This is a genomic window from Mesorhizobium sp. CA7, from assembly GCF_020165015.1.
Taxonomy (GTDB): Bacteria; Pseudomonadota; Alphaproteobacteria; order Rhizobiales; family Rhizobiaceae; genus Mesorhizobium.
On record NZ_JAIUHH010000005.1, the window covers coordinates 250,860 to 270,140 of the forward strand.

A 19,281-nucleotide genomic window follows, 5' to 3' on the forward strand; every position below is an offset into this window, starting at 1 on the left:
GTTCTCATTTCAAAAATGAGCATCATTCATAAAAAACCCGCCGCGCCAGACCCTTCGACGGACCGCCCTTGGCGTCTCGTCGCTCGCGAGCCGTTGTAGATACCCACGATAACGTCCCGAAGCCATTTGGTGCCCGGGTCGTTCGCCATCTGGCGATGAACGATCAGCCAGGCGTTTACATTGGATATGGCAAGAGGCGGCGGGACCAACGTCACCTCACTTTTCTCATCCAGAATCTGCAGGATGGCATCGCCGCAGTGGGTAATCAGTTCTGTGCCGCGTAGCGCCCAGGGCAGCACTAGATAGTTCGAGATGGTTGCAACCACGTTGCGCCGTAAACCCATCTGTTTGAGCGCGGCATCGGCCAGCCCTTCCGCTATGCCGTCTGCTGAAATCTGCAGGTGCGAACTGGCCAGATACGTTTCCAGCGTCATTGCGCTGCTTGCGATCTTGCTTCCGCTCCACACTGCGCAAAACAGCCGATCCTGGCCAAGTTCCACCCTCAAGAGGCTCGGATCGTCGCGTATTGCTGCTCCCGTCAGCGCACAGTCGACTTGTCTCAAATAGACCGATGAGCCGATTTCGGGTCCGTTTGCAGGAATGACATTTAGCGTCGCGTTGGGTGCCTGCCTGGAAAATTCCCGGATCAGCCCGGGGATAAGAGTCATGGCGTGGTAGTCCGTAAGACCAACGCGAAAATTGCGTCGGGTCGTCGCCGGATTGAACACCTGGTGACGGTCGATCGAGGCACGAATGGTTGCGAGCGCAGTAGAAATATCTGACAGCAACTCCATCGCCCGAGGCGTCGGCCGCATCTCGCCTCCATGCTTCGTGAACAATTCGTCCTGCAATAAGAACCGGAGCTTTGATAGCGAGTGGCTGATGGCGGATTGCGTTCTTCCTAGCTCGGTAGCTGCGCGCGTTACGCTCCTTTCACGCATCATCACATCGAAAACGCGCAACAAGTTAAGGTCCACGTCGACAAAGTTCATTGCGCTACCTCATTTGCCACGCCGCGAACCTGCGTCGCGCACCGACCAAATTGTAGCAACGTGACAGATGGACAGTGAAGATAGCTCCACTCGATCGGTGAACAATGTCACTGCATCAACCCCCTTCCGAGTGATGCACGAGCCAGCTTCAACGGCCGATAGGTGGGCGCAAAGCCGCCATTCGCTGAAAGTCGTTCAGACTGAATATCAGAAGCGCGCCGATTTCACCGAAACGCGACAACGGTCGCTCAAGTTCAGAACTCGCGATGGCTGGCTCGATTCGATGTCCTTGAAATGCGTAAAAAACGCTTCGAGGTTCTTCAAACCAGAGGGGGTTCGAGTCCACATTGTGGGCAACTCTCAAAAAAGGCTTACGGGGGTGTTTTGGTGGGCCCGGAGGGCGTGGTTGTGGCGTTGATTTCATTGCGTTTTTCGTGGGCCAAAATCACGAAGCTTCCCCTATCGTTCCGTATGCTTCCGCGAGCAACCAGCGAGCTACTTACCGAAAGTCTCCATCGCCTCGGCTGAAGAGTTGGCCCATAGTTCAAATCACGGAGCCGCAAGCGCTGGTCGTCGGCGGATCGGACTTCAGCGGCGGCGCCGGCATAGCCCGCGATATCGAGACGATTTTAGCCTCGGCGTGCGCACCTGCATCAACGCAGTGACGCCGCAGAGGCATGAAGCCGTCCTGGAAACCCATCATTTGCCACCCGGCCTGGTGGCCGATCAGATGCGCGCGGCTGCAGGCCAATAGAGTCGTAACCATCAAGATCGGCATGCTCGCCACGGAGCAAACGTCGCCGCCGTTACGGCTGTCCTGCGCGAAAATCGGCATATCGCGGCAGTGCTCGACCCGGTGCTAGCCTCTACCTCGGGTGCGTGCCGCACTCCGCCGGAGGCGGGCCAAACGGCAGTGACCCACTCGTCGAGTAGCCAGGAAATTAGATGACGATGACCAGTAGCGGCCAAGTGCGATTTCCATTGCCAAGCGGATGCAGATCGAGCTTTGATGAAAATCGCAGCGGGTCGGCTTGTCCCCTGAACTCTTGCCACCTCTATGGCCCCTGCGAACTGAAGGCCGGTCGGCTCCCTGATCGGCCTTACTTTTTGGCCGCGCCGCAGCATGGATTCCGTTATCCAAGCGAGCGCTAATGTGATACTACTCACGATAGGGCCCGCAGCTGCCTGGTGTCTGTCCCCTCACCCACTCCCGTCTCCGGACGCTGCTGCGAGGCTTCGCTGACAAGAGGGCCGGTCGTTGCCTCGGCCGACCCTCTTTCTCGTCGGCCATGATGCAGTTATCCTCAATATCGCAAGCCATGCAGCTGGTCCCCCAAGACTTTGCGCTGCGGGCTTCTTAGAGAGTCGGGTCGCCGGGTAGACGATTTGACCCTCATCATATTCCACACGGATTTTGATTGATTTCCCGTCAGCCTTGCCTCAACGATGGGGACTCGGGTTGTAGGGTGGAGTTGGGCTGGTGGACGGTCAAGTCGATCATAGGCCGGCAAACACCGTCAGAGCTTGTCCATGCAGCGCTCCTAACGCGCCGTTTGGCGAAACGGTCTCGATCAAAGCAACCATCGCGGCGGTCCGGCAACTCGGTCCCGAACTCACCGAGACGGGTTGCCAACTCACCGAACTCATCACGTTCGAGGCGGTATTCCTTGGCCGGTTCGTCGCCTTCGATCTGCATGAGTGATGCGCACCCACGGCACGCTATCGTTCTCGCCGCCGGTCTCAGTCAAGACGAGGCAGCCGGAGCCCCCGCTATGAGGTCAACAACGTCCGGGCAGCAGCCGAGAACCTACTTGAGTGGCCCAAGCATAGCCAAGGCTTGCCTAGCCGCACTAGCTGGCGACTTGACCCTCAAGGATGTGCGCACCGCTTTCGCGGCTGCGGCCAAGGAAGTAGGGATGCTGCTCGATTGATTGGAGCTAATGGCCCGGCTCGCGTATCGGTCTGATGCCAACGGCCAAGCTCTCCTCTTCGAGAATATCGGTGACATCACCGACGCTGGCCCCGGCGTTGGGGTGAGCCGTCGCCAATTCCTTTGCCTTGGCTTTCACGTCAAAGGAAGGTTGCCGCCGCATCTTTGCTGCTGCTATCGCGTCTGCAATCTCGACCGCCAGGGTGAGTGCCGGCATTGGATTTTCTCCTGAATGCTTCAGCCTCTACCCCAAATATGGCAGACATTCGGCCAACCTGACATACTCCGTCATCACAGCTTGGGTGGGTTCTAATTTGAAGTCGCCCGTCACCGGCGCCAAGCTAGTGAATCGTTGCTGGCCGCTTCTGCTCAATCCAATCGCGCCAAGTGGGTGTGATGAATATCGACTGGCACCCGGGTGACGGCATGCCTCCATCCCAATTCGGTCCGCTCACACGGAAACACAAGCGAGTGCGCGCCTTCGTCGTCCAGAACTGGTAATCGCCACCGGGCCGACGCACTCAGCACCGAGGACGAGCAGGTCCCGACGAACTGATCCGGCATCTAACCGCAACTTGCGCAGCGCTTCAGCGCAACCGGTCAGCCCACAATCGCCGGGAAGCGGCGCTGGCCCGCAATGACATGCGCACTTGGCAAATTGAGCGCCGCAAGCGCACCCGATACCTGATCGAACTCGGCGGCCTCGTTATCAAGACAGGCATCGTTGATCTGACTGCCGACGGTCGCGCAATCATCTACGGCGCTATGCTCTGGATGGCTGACATGCTCAAGAGCGATCAAGGCGAACAGATCCGACAAATCTGGTCGGCAAGCGGTCGAAAGGCGTTCACCGCGGAGCAAAGGCAAAATCAGTGAAAAGCTCCGGTGCCGGTGGCGGGCTGTGCGAGGGCCGGCGGTACGGTTGACTTTTGAAACGCCGAACGTCTTGTCGGGTCGCAAGCGGCCGTACATTCGGACTTGTTGAATGTCTCCTTGGCGCGCGACAACGGCCCTGCGATAGCGATCAATTTCTCCCGGCGGTCCTGCATTTCCGTTCTTTCCACCTGTTCCACGGCACTATCGGAACGAGTCGATTACATTCGGCCTGGAAGAACAGCCCCGGAAATCCTTGCATCAACCGACGCCTGCAGAACTGAAACGGCGCGATGAAAGAACGCGCTGGGGCTACACCAACGACCCTTGGCCCAAATATGACCAGTTTCCTTCCGGCCGGCTCACTATCGTAATCCACGCCAATCCATACTCGGGCCTTCGCCGCACATACTCCGACGGAAAAACGCAGGCCCTGGAAGGCATGCTGCCGGACATATTGGCCGGCTTCGCAGGACACGCAGCGTCCATCAGCGAACGGAGGAGAGAAAGTGAAGAGCGGGAGCGCCGCCGTCGAGATGCCGAGGCACGGCGCCGGCGTGAGGAAGCTTATGATGGCCGCGAGAAACGCCGTATGAAGTTTGTGGATGCAGTCCATGAGCAATTGATCGATCGGGACAAACTAAAAGCTGTGCTCACTCATCTCGAGAAAATGACGCCTGAAGATGCCGGCAAAATGAGTGCGATGGCGACCTGGATCCGGCTGCGCCTGAAGCAGATCAACGCCCTGATCAGTCCCGATTTCCTCGATATTTCGGCGACATCATCCAAGGCCGATTTCACCGAGCCCGACCCGGAAAAGGGAGCGGAGAGCGGTTACTGCTATTCGCCTCCCATCAAGCTCGAACTATGGTCTGTCGACGCCAAAAAAGGAGAGGCCACCTGCTCGCCATTGGAATGGGTCAATGCCAAAGACCCGCCGATTGAGTAAGCTCAGGCGGAATAGCGAATATAGCGCCTGTGGCGCGCGACAATCAGGGACGGCTCGAATCGAACCTTCGACGAGCGTCAGAACAATCTACGACCCCGCGCCAATGCGCATGCTGAAGCTGTCGCGTTCTGAATGCACGTGAAAGCGCGCTCCACAAGTCGCGTTTTGTTCGGACGCTGACGAGTCCGTGGAGATAGCGCCGCCGTCAGAATTCCTCGAGCAGCCAGCCAGGCAATTCGCCAGGCAGATTGCATAGACATGCCAGCACAAAGACCTGCGTCAGCTTGGACGCACGAAAGACCGGCGATCAAATTCAACTCTAAAACCGGCGAAAGGAGCGCTCCGTGTCGGTGATCCTGTCGTAGGAACCCACGTCCACTTGGATGCCCCGCATGGCCGAGGGCAAGGCTACCTTGCTGGAACGGTCATTTGGCGACCTTCTCCCGTTATACACGGAGACCGTCAACACCCAACAACTGGGGTCATCGAAATGCATATTGTCTGAGTGCGTAAGGTTTTTTATCGCGACGCCGAGGGCGTCAAGTTGAGGGAAATCTCCCAGCAAGGTTCCCCCATGATAGTTGTAAGGCCGCTTTCTGGCAGGGATGCGCTGGCCGAGTTGCTTGACAATCCTCGTCAGCGTCGCGCCGATCTCTGCCCGATCAAGTGAGCCGAGAAAGACCAACTCAAGATGGATGGGGCCCGTGATACCCTGGGGACTCATCACAACAAAATCCACGTCGATCTCGGAGGGAAGAACGAATCCCGGGACAACCGATTCCATCCAGCCGTACGGCCCAAGAATCAGATTGTGGTTCACCGAAAGAAAGGCCATCACGTCGGCGGCCGAACCTCCGCTGTCGAGAAGGTTTCGAAACTCGACCTGGGCACTTGCATAAACACTCTTAGATTGTGTTTCAGAATCTGTCAGAAAGGGGAGATCCTTCTTTCGCTTAGGAAAAGACGACGAAACTATCGAGTCGGCGACAGCCTGCAGCCCCCTGCCAGACGAGACCGCAAGGCGATCGGCTATAATGGGTGAATAAGACATCACCTCTGAAGCTGTGATGTCGTGCCAGACCGGTAGAATTTTCTTCCGTCCACTCTCCAATGAAAAGAGTCCCGAAAGTTCACTCCTGGGCCACTTCTTGGCGAAGAAATTCCGACTCAGGATCGCGATCCCGAAGTCCGAACGCGACAGGCCTAAATCGATGCTCTCCAACAGGGAATCGCCGATCTTCAATGAAAACTCATCATACCAGACTTTGAACCCGGCCCTTGAAAGATAGCTCGCTAATGGTTGCGCTATAGCGATCTTGTCTTCGCTGGCATGACTGATAAAATAGTTCCACTTCACACACGCCCCCCCGGATCTTGAGTCCCAACTTACGCCAAATTACGAGCTAACACTAGACTTACCTTCCAACTACCCGCCGACATGTAGCAACCAAGAGGTCGCTCGCGTGCGTTTGATATCACGCGACGTCTTGCACCGATCTCGGACCTGACAACCTGCGCGACAACGGTGGCACTCCACTGTGGCGGGAGCGGCCAGTCAAGCCGCTTCCCGGATGGCAAGCTGAACACCTCAACAACGGAAGGAGTGCCGCCTACCATTAATCAAAATCGATCGCGCTTCGGCTGGCACCCGTGCCCGCATGCTCCGTACGGATTGCCGAACTTGCCGCGAGCAACCAGCTGGATATCGGCCTGATGACGATGCCGGCAATCGACCCTGCGACAACCTGCGACCTCATATTCGACACTGCTTCGATCGTGTGCTGCCGGCAGGACAGCCCCTCAGCGAGGGGAAACGATCGACGCCTCCAACATCCGCGACGAAAGCTTTATACAGCTGGGGTGGGAAGACGGATCCCGTCAGGCTGTCGAGCGCAGCTTCGACGATGTAGGAGTCCGCCTCGAAACACGCTTCGACGCACACTTCAGCGATTCCGAGAGGCTTCCGGCGGCAGCGTTAGAAATTCCGCCTGCGCCTTCAGCTTCAGCCAACAGACCGCCCAAAAGTGCGTACCCGATGCCAGTTCCCTCAGGCGGATATCGATTTCCTCGTTAGTGAGAGGATCACCGGTCAACCGGAAAACGCCCAATGCGTCCACAAGTCTTCCGACTGCATCTTCGAAATTTGCTTAGTCCGAAAAGTCGAGAAAGAGCCGGTCCGCCAGCGAGCGCGGAATCACTGTTGCCTTGTGGATCGGGGAGATCATCCGATGTTCCTGAGCTTCGCGTATCGGCGCCTTGCCTGCCTGACTTCTTTGGCGACCCGTTCGGAGACCGCAGCATCAGGCGACCGGATCACACATATGGCATCTATGCTGTCCAGTGCCCGTCCTATGATTTCGGTCAACGAGTCGCCCGGCTTGATTTCTGGCTGGTCGATCCAGATTCGCAGCTGCCTGAACCGGCCCAGCCGCTGCGCCAGCTTAACCGCAAATCGCTTGTCTACGGAGCTGTGGCTCAGGAAGATCGTCATCGGCTCCATGCCAATCCCCGTTCTGTCCGACTGTGCCCGAGTCTTATGCTGGCCGGATACTTCTCCCCATTTCAAAGCTGGATCCATGTCCATCAGCTGTGCCTCACTGGCCTTTCGCCACTGAATCCTCTGCCAGCTCGGCTTGCTTACTGACCGGCCTGCCGGAAAACAATTGCCGATGTCTCTTCCCTGTTCCTGGAAAAATCCGCCGGAGGCCATGTGCGATTTTCGGGTTTCTGCTCTCGCGACAGTAGTGGCCGTTCGGGTATTCGCCCTATGGGGCCAGCACCAACCTTCAGTTCCAGCCACTCAAGAGTAGCAGCCAGACCCAGTTCGGACCCGGGAGCATCTGGAAATCTCTCCCGCACCTTCTGCAGCAGGTAGTCTCTCGCTCCATCCTCGACAGTCGGGTATTTGAGGACTTCAGTCATACCTGCGAGATAGGCCATTGATGTCTGTTTTTGCAAAAGCGCCTCGACCGCGCCCGCCCAGGCGATAGCCTGTCCCTCGGAGCCTGCCGATGCCAGCTCAGGCCGCGCTGCTTCGAGAGCGCGTTGTACTCTGCTGCTGTCGAGCCTTCCTGCAAGCGTCTGGATTGCCTGTGCAATAGCCCAGAGGGTAGCCTCATCGTCGCTAGCGCGAAGTGCTTCAAGTGCATTGTCCGCTACCGCATTGATTTGGCTGTCAACAAGACGAGAAGCCAGACGTCCCACCTTTCCTTCGAGGCCCCAGAGCTTTTCAACTCCCCCTGTGTAGATGGCTCCAGGTGGCTCGATAATCGCGACAAAATTACTTTCCAGAAGAGACGGCGGTGCTTTCTCGATCAACAGGTCCAGACCGGGATTGATCACATAGGCGGCTTCCACATTATCCCGGATGTGCCACGCCTCGAGCAATGCCGGGAGAGCCAACTCCAGCTGTCGGTCGGAAGCGTTCTCCACAATCAGGCGCAACGCAGCCGGGTATGACCAGAGCGAAGCCCGTGTGTCCCAAGCAGGCTGAAGAAAGCCCAAAATGTAGTCCAGTCCTGTTTTGGTCTGTTCGTTCGTGAACGCTCTGGACCTGAAGTCAAACAGGGCGGATATCTTTTTGTCCTGACCCGGATTGAGCGCATTCCGGATCCCCCGGGTGACAAAGCCGTCTTCCGGACCATCCCGAGGATCTATCCTGGCCACGAGGGTTCTCAGAATGCTCTGTACTTTTTCGAACTGGTCGGCATCAGCATTGAGGCTCAGCGGCAGCAGGGCGTAGACAAGGGGGAAAACGTCCCGCGCATTGTTCGGAGGAAGCCGGCTCGCCAGAAGGTCCATTGCTTCAAGCTGCGCAACCCGAGTGTTCAGGGCGGTACCCCCCGATTCATTCTGAACTGCCGCTATAAAAAGATCGGTAGCCTGTTCAGCTTTGATGGATCGCGTCAGCTTTTTTATAGCTTCCAGCAGATAGGTCCTGTTACCCAGGTCGGATGAAACGCCTAAGATTCTGATCGCGTAGCCCAGGGCGGCACTGGCCTGCTGGCTGTTTAACTTGTTTGCCAGAGACCCCAGTGCCTCTACAAGGAGCTCGCTGTCGGCCTGACTGCGGCTTTTGTCAATTGCATCAAAAATCGCCGCGAGCGGAATGTCCATCTGCCCGGGGGTTAGCGACGCCGGTGTGGCCTCCAGTGCTTTTGTCAGGACAATCAGATAGGCGCCGTCTTTCGCATTTGTGAACTCCTTCAGCAGAAGGCCGAGCGATGCCTGACCTGTTCCCGCCGGAAATGATTTCGCAAAAAGTGGCCGAAGCGTATCGCGAAGGATTTCTGGCGGATCGCCATGTTCGTTGTTTCGCACCTTCTCTAGCGTAATCGCCGTTAGGGCCCGCACCTGTTCGTCGTTTGGCCAGGCGGGCAGCACCTCGAGGATCTGGTTCAGCTCTCTTACGCGGAGCAGATCTGCCTTCTCGGTATAACCTGCGAGGATAGGAGCCAGCTCTGTCTGTGCCTGGGTCTGAGACAGCCTCCACGCCAGTCCCCGGCACGCGGCTGCAAGTGTCCATGCCTGTTCGGTGCCGGCCTTGACACCCAGAAGCCGATCCAGCATGGAGCTGAAGGCTGTTCCGGCCTGCTCGGCAGTGGCCCTTTGGGCCAGAGACCGCATCGCGGGCTCCACGGTTGAAAGCGTAGCAACGACAGGAGGGAAAGGCTTTGTGCCCTGCTCTTCGGATACCTTTTCCACGTGATCGACTGCGGCTGCAATCTGTTCGTCGGTCAGGGAAGCCGGCAGAAACGAAAGAGCCTTGGCAATATGCTGGATCATGTCCGGGTCGTTCTGCGCAGCCATTGCAGCCAGGAAGTCCCGACTTGCTGCCTTTACGCCCGGGCTGTCCGGCGCAATACCTAATCCGCGCACAATCGGCTCGGGACGACTCTCAAGCTTGCGGAGGGACGAGGTATTCTCGGTAAGCCCTTCAAAGAAGCGATCGCGGATCGCAGCACGCGAAGTCGCGAGGTCCCACAACGCGTTGATTTCACCTATACCCAGATTCTCGTTATTGAACTCGAGGCTGCTCCATATCCGGGTAACGCTGCTATTGGCCCACTGTTTAAAATAGTACCAGCCGGCAATGGTGGAAAATCCGGTAAAGACAACTGCAGCGACTGCAGCCATCATTTGCCTCTGCCGCCGGCGCATCTGCTCGCGCAGGACGAGATCATCGAACCGGCAGCCGAGCAGCGTCGACAGGAGCTTCAGCTTGGCGAGGCGCCATGCCGCCCGCCTGCCGAAGCCATTCACCCAGCGAAAATCTGCTGCGAGTGGCTGGATCAGGCGAACACCTTGCTCATCTTCCGCATTGACATAAAGCGCTGAGGGAAAAGACCCAGCCGGCTCGCCTTTGATCAGGCAGGCGAGTATCCGGTTGCTCCGGCCCATCCCCCGGTAGAGAAGTATCTCGTCGTTGACCCAGCGTGCTGCGGGAGTGCGCGGGGAACAGACGACTACAAGGAACTCAGAGCCTTTCAGAGCTTCCTGGATGTCGGCACTCAGATCGGGAGACGCCGCCAGGTCCGCCTCGTCGAGAAAAACCTTCCCTACCCGGCTGGGAATGCCCTCCTTCACCAGACGACTGGGCGTTCGGTAGCCTTCCAGGGCTGCCTGCAGCCATTTCGCAAACTTCCAGTCCACATCGGTGCGGTGGTAGCTGATGAATACCCTGAAGTGCCATTTACCTGCATCCTCTCCTCCGGATGCGATGGTGTTGTGTTCAGATCGGCTTGCGACAGCCGGTGTATCAATCGTCGTTACGGTCACTGCAGGTCCCCTGCGGAAAGACGGATCGGGTACGGCCGTTCAGGTGTCAGTTGTCTGCCACCTTGTTCTGTGTAGGTCAGAAATCCGCCCCGGATCCACACGCCGCACTCGTGGCCGCGTGAATGGCCGGCACACAGGCATCGCCACTGGCGAGACTGCGCTATACAGTATAGCGTAAAAATAGCACCTGGTTGAGCGTCGCAGATATGTTTTCTGTGAACTTGCACTTTCGTCGCCTGCTGACATTCGCTGATCTCGTGTCTGTGTGTGCAGAGCCAGGAACGTGTCGTTGGCGGCGCTGGATCAGCTCATCTGCACAGGCACGACAGCTGACTGCCCTAACCGGCGCACACCACGATATCCATCGACCCCGGCGGTGCGTTCGACTTCCCCTGACAGACTGCCGGGCGCCGACTTCCTCGCACGCGCTATGGTGAGGCTCATGGCTATTCTTCGCATTCAGGTGCTGTTCCATTGGGATTCCAAGGAAGCACGGGACCTCGCCGCGCAATTGTACAGGACGTTCTCGGCCAGGCCCACTGGGGAAGGTCCGCGGGTTCCGGTGCGTTACGGGTCAAGACAGGCGGACGATGGGCCACCCCCGACAATCGAATTAGGTGCGGCGCACGAAATCATAGTCGTTCTGGCGGATGAGCGGATGGCGCGTCGCGCGCGGCAGAAAGACCGGGAGATCGCCGATCGATGGGGGCGGCTGGCAGAAGACCTACTGCGTGATCATGGTCCGGGAAGTGGAAGCCCCCACAGGGTCCTCCCCGTCGCCCTTGATGCAGGTGCACTTGGTCTCTCGACCGCATTGGACAATATCAGCTTCATCCGGCTTGACGTCCGTAAAGGTGCGGAGAGGGACCGCCATCTGAACCTGCATATTGCTGCCCGCGCCCTGCGCGTGCTGCAGTCTCTACCGCGGGCACCCGGACAGGAGCTTGACGCTTTGCCGGAAATTCCGCTCCGCCTCTTCATCAGCCATGCCAAAAAGGACCTGCCAAAGGACCCTGCTGCCATTTCGGAAGGGCCGGTCAAAGCCATCCTGGCAGTACTGGCTCAACTGCCGGTCACGGGCTGGTTCGACAGTGCGGAGATTCCGCCCGGTGGCCGGTTTCCGGAAGAGATCGAGAGCGGTGTACTCAATTCCAGTGCACTGGTGGCCGTCCTGACAGACACGTGGTCCAGCCGCGAATGGTGCCGTCGCGAGGTCCTTGAGGCCAAGCTTGCCGCCCGGCCCCTGATTGTCGTGGACGCGCTGGAAGCGCGGGTGGTCCGACTGTTTCCCTATCTGGGCAATGCACTGACGCTACGCTGGCGCGCAGCGATCGCGACGACCAGCGCGTTCGACGACAAGGCCTGGGACAGACAGCGCTCTCTCTGGGAGGCTGAGGACGCAGCGCTGGTTATCGAAGCCGCACTCATGGAAGCCCTTCGCTACCAGCACGACCATCTGCGCCTGCTCGCACGGGCAGGCGAGCATGAGGTCGCCATGAGCGCCCCGCCCGAGTCTCTTACGCTTGCGCATCTCCCTACCGGAACGACCCGGGTCTGGTATCCCGACCCGCCACTTGGCCGTGAGGAACTCGACCGGTTGCAGCTAGCAACTGCGCAACAGCGCATCGATTTTACGACGCCGCTCAGCGAACTTGCGCTATGGCAGCGGCCCGCGGGCATTCAGACTGTGGGAGTGTCGCTGTCAAACGCGCCAGACAGCGACCGCTATGGGGGAAGTCCGGAACACCTCGCGACCTTTGCCGATGATCTTGTGCTGTACCTGCTGATCAGCGGTCTTCGTGTTGCGTATGGCGGCGTCCTCGGTCACGACGGGCTTCAAAACGGAACTGTCCAGGGCGACAGCATAAACTACGTCGAACGCCTGCTGGCGATGGTTCGAAGTCATTCGATGCTGTTGAGCGAGGTCGCCGGAAAGCCGCCGATACCCATCGAGAACTGGGTCGCCTGGCCGATACATTGCAGGTTTGGTGACAATGAAATCCGTCAGTACGGTCAGGAGGCTGTTCTCAGGGATCTGGACGCTCCGCCGGAGCTCAATGTCACCCCGGAAGAACTGGATCCGCTCGAGAACGGCTTCTTTGCTCCCGATACCCTGGCCCGGCGCTACGCCTGGGCGCGCTCGCTGACTTTCATGCGGGAATCCATGCAGAAAGAAACCTCCGCACGCGTGGTGATGGGAGGAAAACTTGAACACTACCAGGGGATCTGGCCGGGCGTGCTGGAGGAAGGGGTGATTTCGGTACGCACGCGGCAGCCTCTCTATATTCTGGGCCTGTTCGGCGGCGCTGGCCGGCTCCTTGTCGACGCCCTCCGCGGGTTCGAGCGCGAGGAGCTGACCAGCGCGTGGCTCGCAAGGAAGATGCCCAATACAATCGACCTTCTCGCCGAGTACCAGCGGCGTGGTCATCCTGCGGTTCAAACACCTGAAGAACTTGCCGCAGAACTGAAACGGGCCGGCGCGGCCGGCCTCTCCGCAGCGCTCAACAACGGTCTCTCCGAAGAAGAAAACTCGGAGCTGGTCGTGTCCGACGATCCACAGCGGATTGTGACCTTGATCCTCACAGGACTCAGCCGAAAGCTCGCTCGCTAGTACTAAAGACTGCAGGAGCCGCAGCCGGCAGGCACAATCGACCCGTATTTGGGCGTCCAGTCGAAATCACCTAGGTAAACGGCCTGCACCTCCCAGCGCCGGGTCGCTAGCCAATGTCGCCTCCGGCAGGAAACCTGGAAACCCTGTCTGATGAATCTGTCACGAGCGGAGATACCTCTCACATTCATAGTTCACGGTTCACGTGCACCCGAGCGGCTTCATACGGATCGCGTATATTTCTGATTTTCCGGTTCGTGATCCTACCTGACCCACACGCCCATCCCGCACAGCGGGTTCGTTCTGCGGCCCAAGGCTGCCTGTCAGCAACGCGACTCATGCCGGCCATCTAGAGGCAACGATATCTACGCCGGAAGCAGACGACGGCTGACAATGCTGCACAGTAGGTCCATCTCGCAGCGCGATAGCAACTCACGGAACCCTGTGCAATGTGCAATACATCGTCGCCGCCAGGATCGAGCGTTCGAGATCGCCGCCCGGTGATGCGCATGCCGGCTCGTTGCACGTGGCCGTGTACTTCGTGCGCGGATGTTTTGCATTGATCAGTCAGTGTGCCCCGGCCGGCCAGTCGAACGTCTGCGGGCACCCTCGACCGCCCCACTTCGGCCCCCCTCATAACCGGCCGTGCATCGGCTCCATATCCGACGAGCTGAAGTCCGCGGCGCAGAGACGCCGGGAATGCGCGCTCCTAAGGCAAACACCTTGTCGCCCGGGATCACGGCCGTCACAAACCGATAGGATCGGTTGACTTTGTAGCGCGGATCGCCCTTCACAAGCTTCATGAAATCCCGGTGCCCATCTCTGGTGCGGCCGACGAGGCAGCCAGCACTGCTCCGACCAAGATCGCCCACTGGTGCGTCGTATCCCCAATGCTGGTTGATGGCGAACAATCCGGTATCGAGCAGATCACCCGTCCGCTTGAAGTCCTGGTTCAGGTCTCTGTAGACGCTAACCGGCGCGACCTGCACCAACGCTTCATGCGCTGATGGTCTGGTCGGATGATGAATGCCCACCGACCACGACTTGTATTGATTGAAGGCTATCCTGGCAGCGCCTTTGGGGCTCATCGGCTGGATGGTCCAGTACTTGCCTGGCTCGGTCGTGCCTTCCCAGATCGAGTTCTCGAATGCCGGGTGTCCATTCGCTGCCACGCTGAACACGATGCGCAGATCGTTGAACTTATTCGGGGCATCGTCGTTGAGCGTTCCGTCGGGATTGACCCCTTCCAGATACACGATGTTCTTGCAGTCCGGGTGCCTGCAGATGAAGTAGTTCTGCGCCTTCATGTATGAGATGACCTTGTCGAACCAGCTTGCCGTCGGAACGATGTCGGCAAGTGGCTTCGTTGGCGACAGCAGGCGCTGGGCGACTTCTTTCGTCATGCCATTGCTCAGCGACACCTCGTTCAGATCGCAAAATTCGCCCAGCGCCCAGTTCGAAACCGGACCAAAAATCCCATCCGCGGGTGGATCCAGGTAGCCCAGTTCGTAAAGCCGCCATTGTATTGCCTTGACGAGCCCGGCCTTGCCGCCGAGTTCCGCGACCGGGATCGGCGCTCGATCGAACTGGGCCAGCGAATCCGACGTGGCAGCAGCCACGATCCTGCCTGCCGACCTGAATTTCGACGGCTGGATTCGCTGGTCCATGTAGTCGTTGAGCCAATTGCGGTAGGCGCGAGTCGCGTCGCCGCCGGCATCGTTCACATAGAGTTGCGCCTTGACCGGCCCGACCTGCTTCCGGAGGTCGCTGAACGTATAGGTGTCGGTTCCCTTCAGGAAAGCCTGGGCGCCGGCGGGGCCCTCGTGATGCGCGAGATAGATGGAGCGCGCCTTTTCGTCGTCGCCGACGTCGTCGTCGACGAGTCCCTGCCGAATCAGAACATTGAGGTTCAAGGAGCCGTATTCCGCGGCCGAGATGATCGAGAGATCCGGATCGAAGCGCAGTTGCAGGATGTCGCCGCGCTTTCCATTGACGATCTCATTCGCTGTCGACAGATACAGTTTCTCCTTGCAAACCTGGTTAAGTGTCATTCCATCCGTTCGGGAATGTGCCAGCCATGTGTCTTCGAGAAATTGTGTCAGCCCGGCGGCACTGCTTGAGTCGGCTTGCGAATTGCTGTTCCATTGACCGCTGGACAGCTTGGCTGCTTCAGCGTCGATAAGGGCGGCCAACGCCGCAGCGTCGATGCCGGTGATACGTTGCGCCTTGAGGAGCGCCGCGCGGTATACCTCATTTGCGCCGAGCGTCAGCGCAGCGTCCGTTTGCTCCTCAGCTGCTTCGGGCTCCGTTGTCCCGCTGTCGCCTGCCGTCGGCTGATCGATCTGGATCCAGCCCCTGATCACAGTTCCATCGGCAATCCTCACCATCACCTTCCGCCAGGGCGGCAGTTCCGGCCCCTTCTCCACGATCTCGCCGGTGACGCACGTCGCCGTGCCGAACGGTTCGTCAAACAGCTCGATCCCGGCTGCCGCGACCTCGCCCAGGAGTTCGGATGGCAACCATCCGAGGCGCTCCTGCCCCGCCTGATCGGTGCAAGTGATTTTGGACCAGCTCCCCAGTTCCTTGAGCCGGTCGACCCTGTCGCCGGCCTTCAACTCGGCCGAGGCTGGCGAGCTTTCGTCCGGATCAGGCCAAAGCTTACTCGGCGACTTCACCATCAACTGTGCCACGTTGACCCCCTCGTCATGCACATCAAACGAATTTTCGCTGTGAGCATCGCCCCGGCCTATGTGACCGTGATGCCCTGCGGCATCCGCTGCTCCCCCAGCTTCGGGTCCGTCAGGATCAACTGCCAGATCCCGGGTTGCTCTGTAGCCGGGATGTCCAACTTGAAACGGATCTGGCTTGCCGTCTTGTCTACGATCGAAGCTTTGGCGTCCCTGCCGTTGAGGCGCAGCTTCAGGCCGGAAACTCTTTCAAGATTGGTGCCCTGAATCGTGAAGTCCTGCGCACCGCTGCCGCGCGAGTAGTTCGGCGGGTCGATGCTCTCGATGCTGGGGAGGGAATTTGCGGCTGCCGCGCGGTCGGCGGATGGTGTGACCGCCTTCGATCCGAAGTAGAAGCTCGATATCGAGGTTACGAGGGTGCCGACCAGGACGAGCAGCTGCTTTGCGAAGTCGATGCCGTCCTGCGAGGCGGCGTCTCTGAACCACACGTTGAAGCTCTTGCCGCCTGCCTCGGGAACGTAGACGATGTTGCGCTCACCGAACTTCGAGATCAAAGCTGCGCGTTGCGCTTCATCGACGGCCCCCAGGGCGATCAATTGGCCCGTCGCGAGGCTGCCGAAGAGATAGATCGAAAGGATTGCGAAGAGCACGATCAGCATCAGCGCAATGACCGCCCGGATCGAGCCCTCGGGCAGCGCCAGCGCCTGGGTCTTGTCCTGCAGGTCAAAGGAGGCGAACACGACCGAAAGAAGGCAGAGCAGGATCACCAGCACGATCACGGCCCCGATCGACAGCATTGGCAGCCCGACGACCGCCGAGATTCCGGTGGCCCACAGAATAGAAACCGCGGCTCCGATCAACACCAGCACCACTGCCACGGCGCCGATCAGGATAAGGCTGTTGGTCTGTTTCGACATAACTTGTTCCTCAGGGGTAGAGGTTCACACTGCAGCTGCCATCTGCCGCGATGGAGCAGATCGGAAGCGGGATGTCGGGCTCTCCGCTTTCCGCGAGCGCGACGTCCACCGATCCGTCGCCATTCAGGTCGGCGAGCAGGAGCGGGCTGCGGCTGATCCTGACAAAAGCGGCCCTGCCCGATTCGAGGGGATCCGTCGTCTTGCCGCGTTCCGGCGGCGTAGGGATAGCGATCTCCGTTCCCCGCCAGGCGGGCATCGGGCAACTTCCGTCGGGAAGGATTGCAAGCGTGGCAAGCTGCAGCTCGGCGGCCGTCCAGTTTGCCGACACAAAGGGCCGGAGCCGTGAGAACACCACCAGCGCGCTCCCATCAGCCTGTCCGAGAACCTGCGGCGGCCGCACGAGCCATTCGGCCTCCAGACCGGGACGGCACCGGTCAGGATCCACAGCAACTGCGGGGACTTCGCGCGCTAGGTCATCGATATCCGGCGGCGGCAGCGGCCATTCCCGCATAGCCGCGGAACTCGCGCCGAGCGCCGCCGTGGTATCGCTGAGGCTAGCGAGTATGGGGTGCGTGCCAGAGCGGCCCAGCACGAAGGCCGGCTCGTCGGATTCCGCGAATCCTGAAAGGAGGACCGTGCCCTGCGAACGTGCCGTGTCGTCCCGCGTCCCCGTGCCGGTGCCAGCATCGACGGCCGCACGTCGAAGCCGCGCCTCGGTCTGGTAATTCGTGTCGCGACGCGTCCACGCGATGACCGGCGCTTCCGCGCCGGGCGGGTCCAGCACGAAGGGAAGCGATGCGAAGTTTCGATAGCGGTCGATATCCGTGTTGGCCGGCTTGCGGGAGAAGCGGTCGTTGATGCTGAGCGGTTCCTGCTCCTGCACCAGCGGCAGCCCCGTGTCCGTCCTGACCATCACGTGCACGAAGCATGGTGCGTTGCCAGGATCGAGGCAGTGATGATTGCGAAGGGTAACCAGGGACAGGACGTGCCCGGCCGCGGGACGGAGGTCCGCAGGTTGAAGCTGGTCGATCTGCGGATCCTCCCTGCGCTTCTCGTCCCGACCGATCTCGGCCTTGATGATGCGGGGCGCCGCGTCGACGGATTCCGTCAGGCCCCTGCAGAAAGTGTCGCCGCCAGATGCCTGCTTGGGCGCAATCGCGACGAGCCGGCCCACCGTCGAGTCTTCTCCGGCCCTTTGCCACCATACGAACCAGTCGGCCGCGTCGCTTCCCGCACCTGCATGAACGACGAGCGGGGCCGAGGTCACGTAGTGCGGGTCGCCCGGAATGTCCAAATAGTGCCAGAAGCGGCCGAATCCGACCGAATAGGAAACGACGATTCCTGATGGCCGTATTGTGAAGCGGTAGATCGCCTTTGCGGCCCAGGCCATACTCGAACAGGGCGGCGCATCCGCTATGCGGTAGACGGTATAGCCTGCCGATCTCGTCGGATAAGGATCGAACTCGAAGAAGGTCGAGGTATTTTCGTCCGACCCGCTACGTCTGGTTTCATTGACCGAAGGCACCGCGCGCGCTTCAAGCGTCCGAAAGGAGTCGCTCCCGCCGATCCGAACGCCCAACGTTACCAGGCGGGCGTCGCGCATGCAGTTCCCGTCCTTCACGTGCCCATTCGCATCCGGCTGTCCCGCAGTTTCGATGAAAGTGCAGAGCCGGAAAGCCTGCGCCTGCAAAGCGAAGTCGCAGTCAGCTTGCGTGAAGCCATAGGTGGCCGCGCCATGGCGGTAGCAATAGTCGTGATAGGCGCAGGCCTGCCGCATCCTCAGTCCGATCGGCGACTTGCCCGGGTCGGTCGGAAAGGCGAGCCGGTCGAGGAACGAGGGCAAGCTACAGCTTAGGCCCTGTCCCATGCCGCCGACGACTTGAACGTCTCCGGACCGATAAGGGATCGACCCGGCGGTGGCCGGCATCTCGCGACCGGCCGGGCGAACGGCATTGGCGAGGATTCGGTCGGCGGCGATGCGCGCGAAATCGTCCAGGTCCAGCACGAAGATCGCGGTGCCAACAAGAAGGGAGCCGCCCAGAACGGCGCAAAACGCCGCGAATACGCGGCGAACGAGCAAGCCGAGGCGCGAGGCAGCCACCGCTGCAGGGCGACCAGACGCTTGAAATTGTGTGCCGCCAATATCCGCGGCAGGGCTCTCTCCTGCTGACATCGCGCTTCCCCCGCGCCAGACAGTATAACCATCGGATTACAACAAATTTACCTTGGCACGACTTATGAATGTTTAGCAATTGGCTATCGGCAAAAAGGTGATGCGAATGATATGACTCAGACGGAAGCGCGACGTATGCCTGACAATGTTGGATCGCGTAGTCAAACGAGTATAACCCGTAATGGTCTGACCTGCGACAGAAGCAGACGAGGAGCGCGACGAAGAAGGCGGACTAACTACGAGACGCTTGCAACGGCGGTTATGACCGAGTTTTTCAAGTTGGTCGAGAATGCAGTCGATCCAACCCTGAGGGGGTGCTGGCGCGTGTCGCGGGTTGCCTCTGAACTGCGGGCGGATGCGCGTGCTGCGCTTGA

General features: G+C 59.5%; 13 protein-coding genes. 4 read left to right on the plus strand and 9 right to left on the minus strand.

Annotation, left to right across the window (positions count from 1 at the left end; translation table 11 throughout):
* Window positions 1–26: 26 nt before the first annotated feature.
* Both LB552_RS13530 and LB552_RS13535 read right to left on the minus strand, forming a co-directional pair.
* A complete protein-coding gene (locus tag LB552_RS13530) occupies window positions 27–992 on the minus strand; it encodes a LysR family transcriptional regulator (protein WP_224606668.1) in 966 nt (321 codons plus the stop codon).
* 544 nt (window positions 993–1,536) lie between these two features.
* Window positions 1,537–1,827, minus strand: a complete 291-nt coding sequence (locus LB552_RS13535) for a hypothetical protein (protein ID WP_224606671.1) — start codon at window positions 1,825–1,827, stop codon at window positions 1,537–1,539.
* Between the two features lie 645 nt (window positions 1,828–2,472).
* Here LB552_RS13535 and LB552_RS13540 point away from each other — a divergent pair.
* Complete coding sequence (locus LB552_RS13540) at window positions 2,473–2,694, plus strand: hypothetical protein (protein ID WP_224606674.1); 222 nt, start codon at window positions 2,473–2,475, stop codon at window positions 2,692–2,694.
* A gap of 235 nt (window positions 2,695–2,929) precedes the next feature.
* On the opposite strand, the gene LB552_RS13545 is transcribed toward LB552_RS13540, so the two are convergent.
* Window positions 2,930–3,139 (minus strand): hypothetical protein, encoded by a 210-nt coding sequence (locus LB552_RS13545; RefSeq protein WP_224606677.1) that lies wholly within the window; start codon window positions 3,137–3,139, stop codon window positions 2,930–2,932.
* 425 nt (window positions 3,140–3,564) lie between these two features.
* Here LB552_RS13545 and LB552_RS13555 point away from each other — a divergent pair, with 425 nt between their 5' ends.
* Together LB552_RS13555 and LB552_RS13560 are read left to right on the plus strand one after the other, a co-directional pair.
* On the plus strand, window positions 3,565–3,798 hold the full coding sequence (locus LB552_RS13555; protein ID WP_224606680.1) for a conjugal transfer protein TraD: 234 nt from the start codon (window positions 3,565–3,567) through the stop codon (window positions 3,796–3,798).
* A 253-nt stretch (window positions 3,799–4,051) separates the two neighbouring features.
* Complete coding sequence (locus LB552_RS13560; protein ID WP_224606683.1) at window positions 4,052–4,744, plus strand: hypothetical protein; 693 nt, start codon at window positions 4,052–4,054, stop codon at window positions 4,742–4,744.
* Between the two features lie 319 nt (window positions 4,745–5,063).
* Here the strand turns inward: LB552_RS13560 and LB552_RS13565 are convergent, their stop codons facing one another.
* From LB552_RS13565 to LB552_RS13575, 3 genes are all read right to left on the minus strand, one after another.
* Window positions 5,064–6,101, minus strand: a complete 1,038-nt coding sequence (locus tag LB552_RS13565) for a toll/interleukin-1 receptor domain-containing protein (RefSeq protein WP_224606686.1) — start codon at window positions 6,099–6,101, stop codon at window positions 5,064–5,066.
* A gap of 864 nt (window positions 6,102–6,965) precedes the next feature.
* The gene (locus LB552_RS13570; protein ID WP_224606689.1) at window positions 6,966–7,328 is read right to left on the minus strand and encodes a toll/interleukin-1 receptor domain-containing protein; all 363 of its coding nucleotides are present in this window, start codon (window positions 7,326–7,328) and stop codon (window positions 6,966–6,968) included.
* Window positions 7,329–7,381: 53 nt separating this feature from the next.
* Window positions 7,382–10,522, minus strand: a complete 3,141-nt coding sequence (locus LB552_RS13575) for a toll/interleukin-1 receptor domain-containing protein (protein WP_224606692.1) — start codon at window positions 10,520–10,522, stop codon at window positions 7,382–7,384.
* Window positions 10,523–10,964: 442 nt separating this feature from the next.
* Here LB552_RS13575 and LB552_RS13580 point away from each other — a divergent pair, with 442 nt between their 5' ends.
* Window positions 10,965–13,133, plus strand: a complete 2,169-nt coding sequence (locus LB552_RS13580) for a TIR domain-containing protein (protein ID WP_224606695.1) — start codon at window positions 10,965–10,967, stop codon at window positions 13,131–13,133.
* Between the two features lie 560 nt (window positions 13,134–13,693).
* Here LB552_RS13580 and LB552_RS13585 read toward each other — a convergent pair.
* From LB552_RS13585 to LB552_RS13595, 3 genes are read right to left on the minus strand one after another with little or no spacing between them, the layout of a single operon-like run.
* Window positions 13,694–15,820 (minus strand): peptidoglycan-binding domain-containing protein, encoded by a 2,127-nt coding sequence (locus LB552_RS13585; protein WP_224606697.1) that lies wholly within the window; start codon window positions 15,818–15,820, stop codon window positions 13,694–13,696.
* 56 nt (window positions 15,821–15,876) lie between these two features.
* Entirely contained in the window at window positions 15,877–16,734 is an 858-nt protein-coding gene (locus LB552_RS13590; RefSeq protein ID WP_224606701.1) for a hypothetical protein, read from the minus strand.
* Window positions 16,735–16,744: 10 nt separating this feature from the next.
* On the minus strand, window positions 16,745–18,907 hold the full coding sequence (locus LB552_RS13595) for a hypothetical protein (RefSeq protein ID WP_224606704.1): 2,163 nt from the start codon (window positions 18,905–18,907) through the stop codon (window positions 16,745–16,747).
* Between the last annotated feature and the right edge of the window lie 374 nt (window positions 18,908–19,281).

What these genes read in the sequence shown, in the direction of transcription:
- LB552_RS13530 (WP_224606668.1), bottom strand. Translation starts at nt 992, where the DNA reads ATGAACTTTGTCGACGTGGACCTTAACTTGTTGCGCGTTTTCGATGTG.
- LB552_RS13535 (WP_224606671.1), bottom strand. Translation starts at nt 1,827, where the DNA reads ATGCCGATTTTCGCGCAGGACAGCCGTAACGGCGGCGACGTTTGCTCC.
- LB552_RS13545 (WP_224606677.1), bottom strand. Translation starts at nt 3,139, where the DNA reads ATGCCGGCACTCACCCTGGCGGTCGAGATTGCAGACGCGATAGCAGCA.
- LB552_RS13555 (WP_224606680.1), top strand. Translation starts at nt 3,565, where the DNA reads ATGCGCACTTGGCAAATTGAGCGCCGCAAGCGCACCCGATACCTGATC.
- LB552_RS13570 (WP_224606689.1), bottom strand. Translation starts at nt 7,328, where the DNA reads ATGGACATGGATCCAGCTTTGAAATGGGGAGAAGTATCCGGCCAGCAT.
- LB552_RS13580 (WP_224606695.1), top strand. Translation starts at nt 10,965, where the DNA reads ATGGCTATTCTTCGCATTCAGGTGCTGTTCCATTGGGATTCCAAGGAA.
- LB552_RS13590 (WP_224606701.1), bottom strand. Translation starts at nt 16,734, where the DNA reads ATGTCGAAACAGACCAACAGCCTTATCCTGATCGGCGCCGTGGCAGTG.
- LB552_RS13595 (WP_224606704.1), bottom strand. Translation starts at nt 18,907, where the DNA reads ATGTCAGCAGGAGAGAGCCCTGCCGCGGATATTGGCGGCACACAATTT.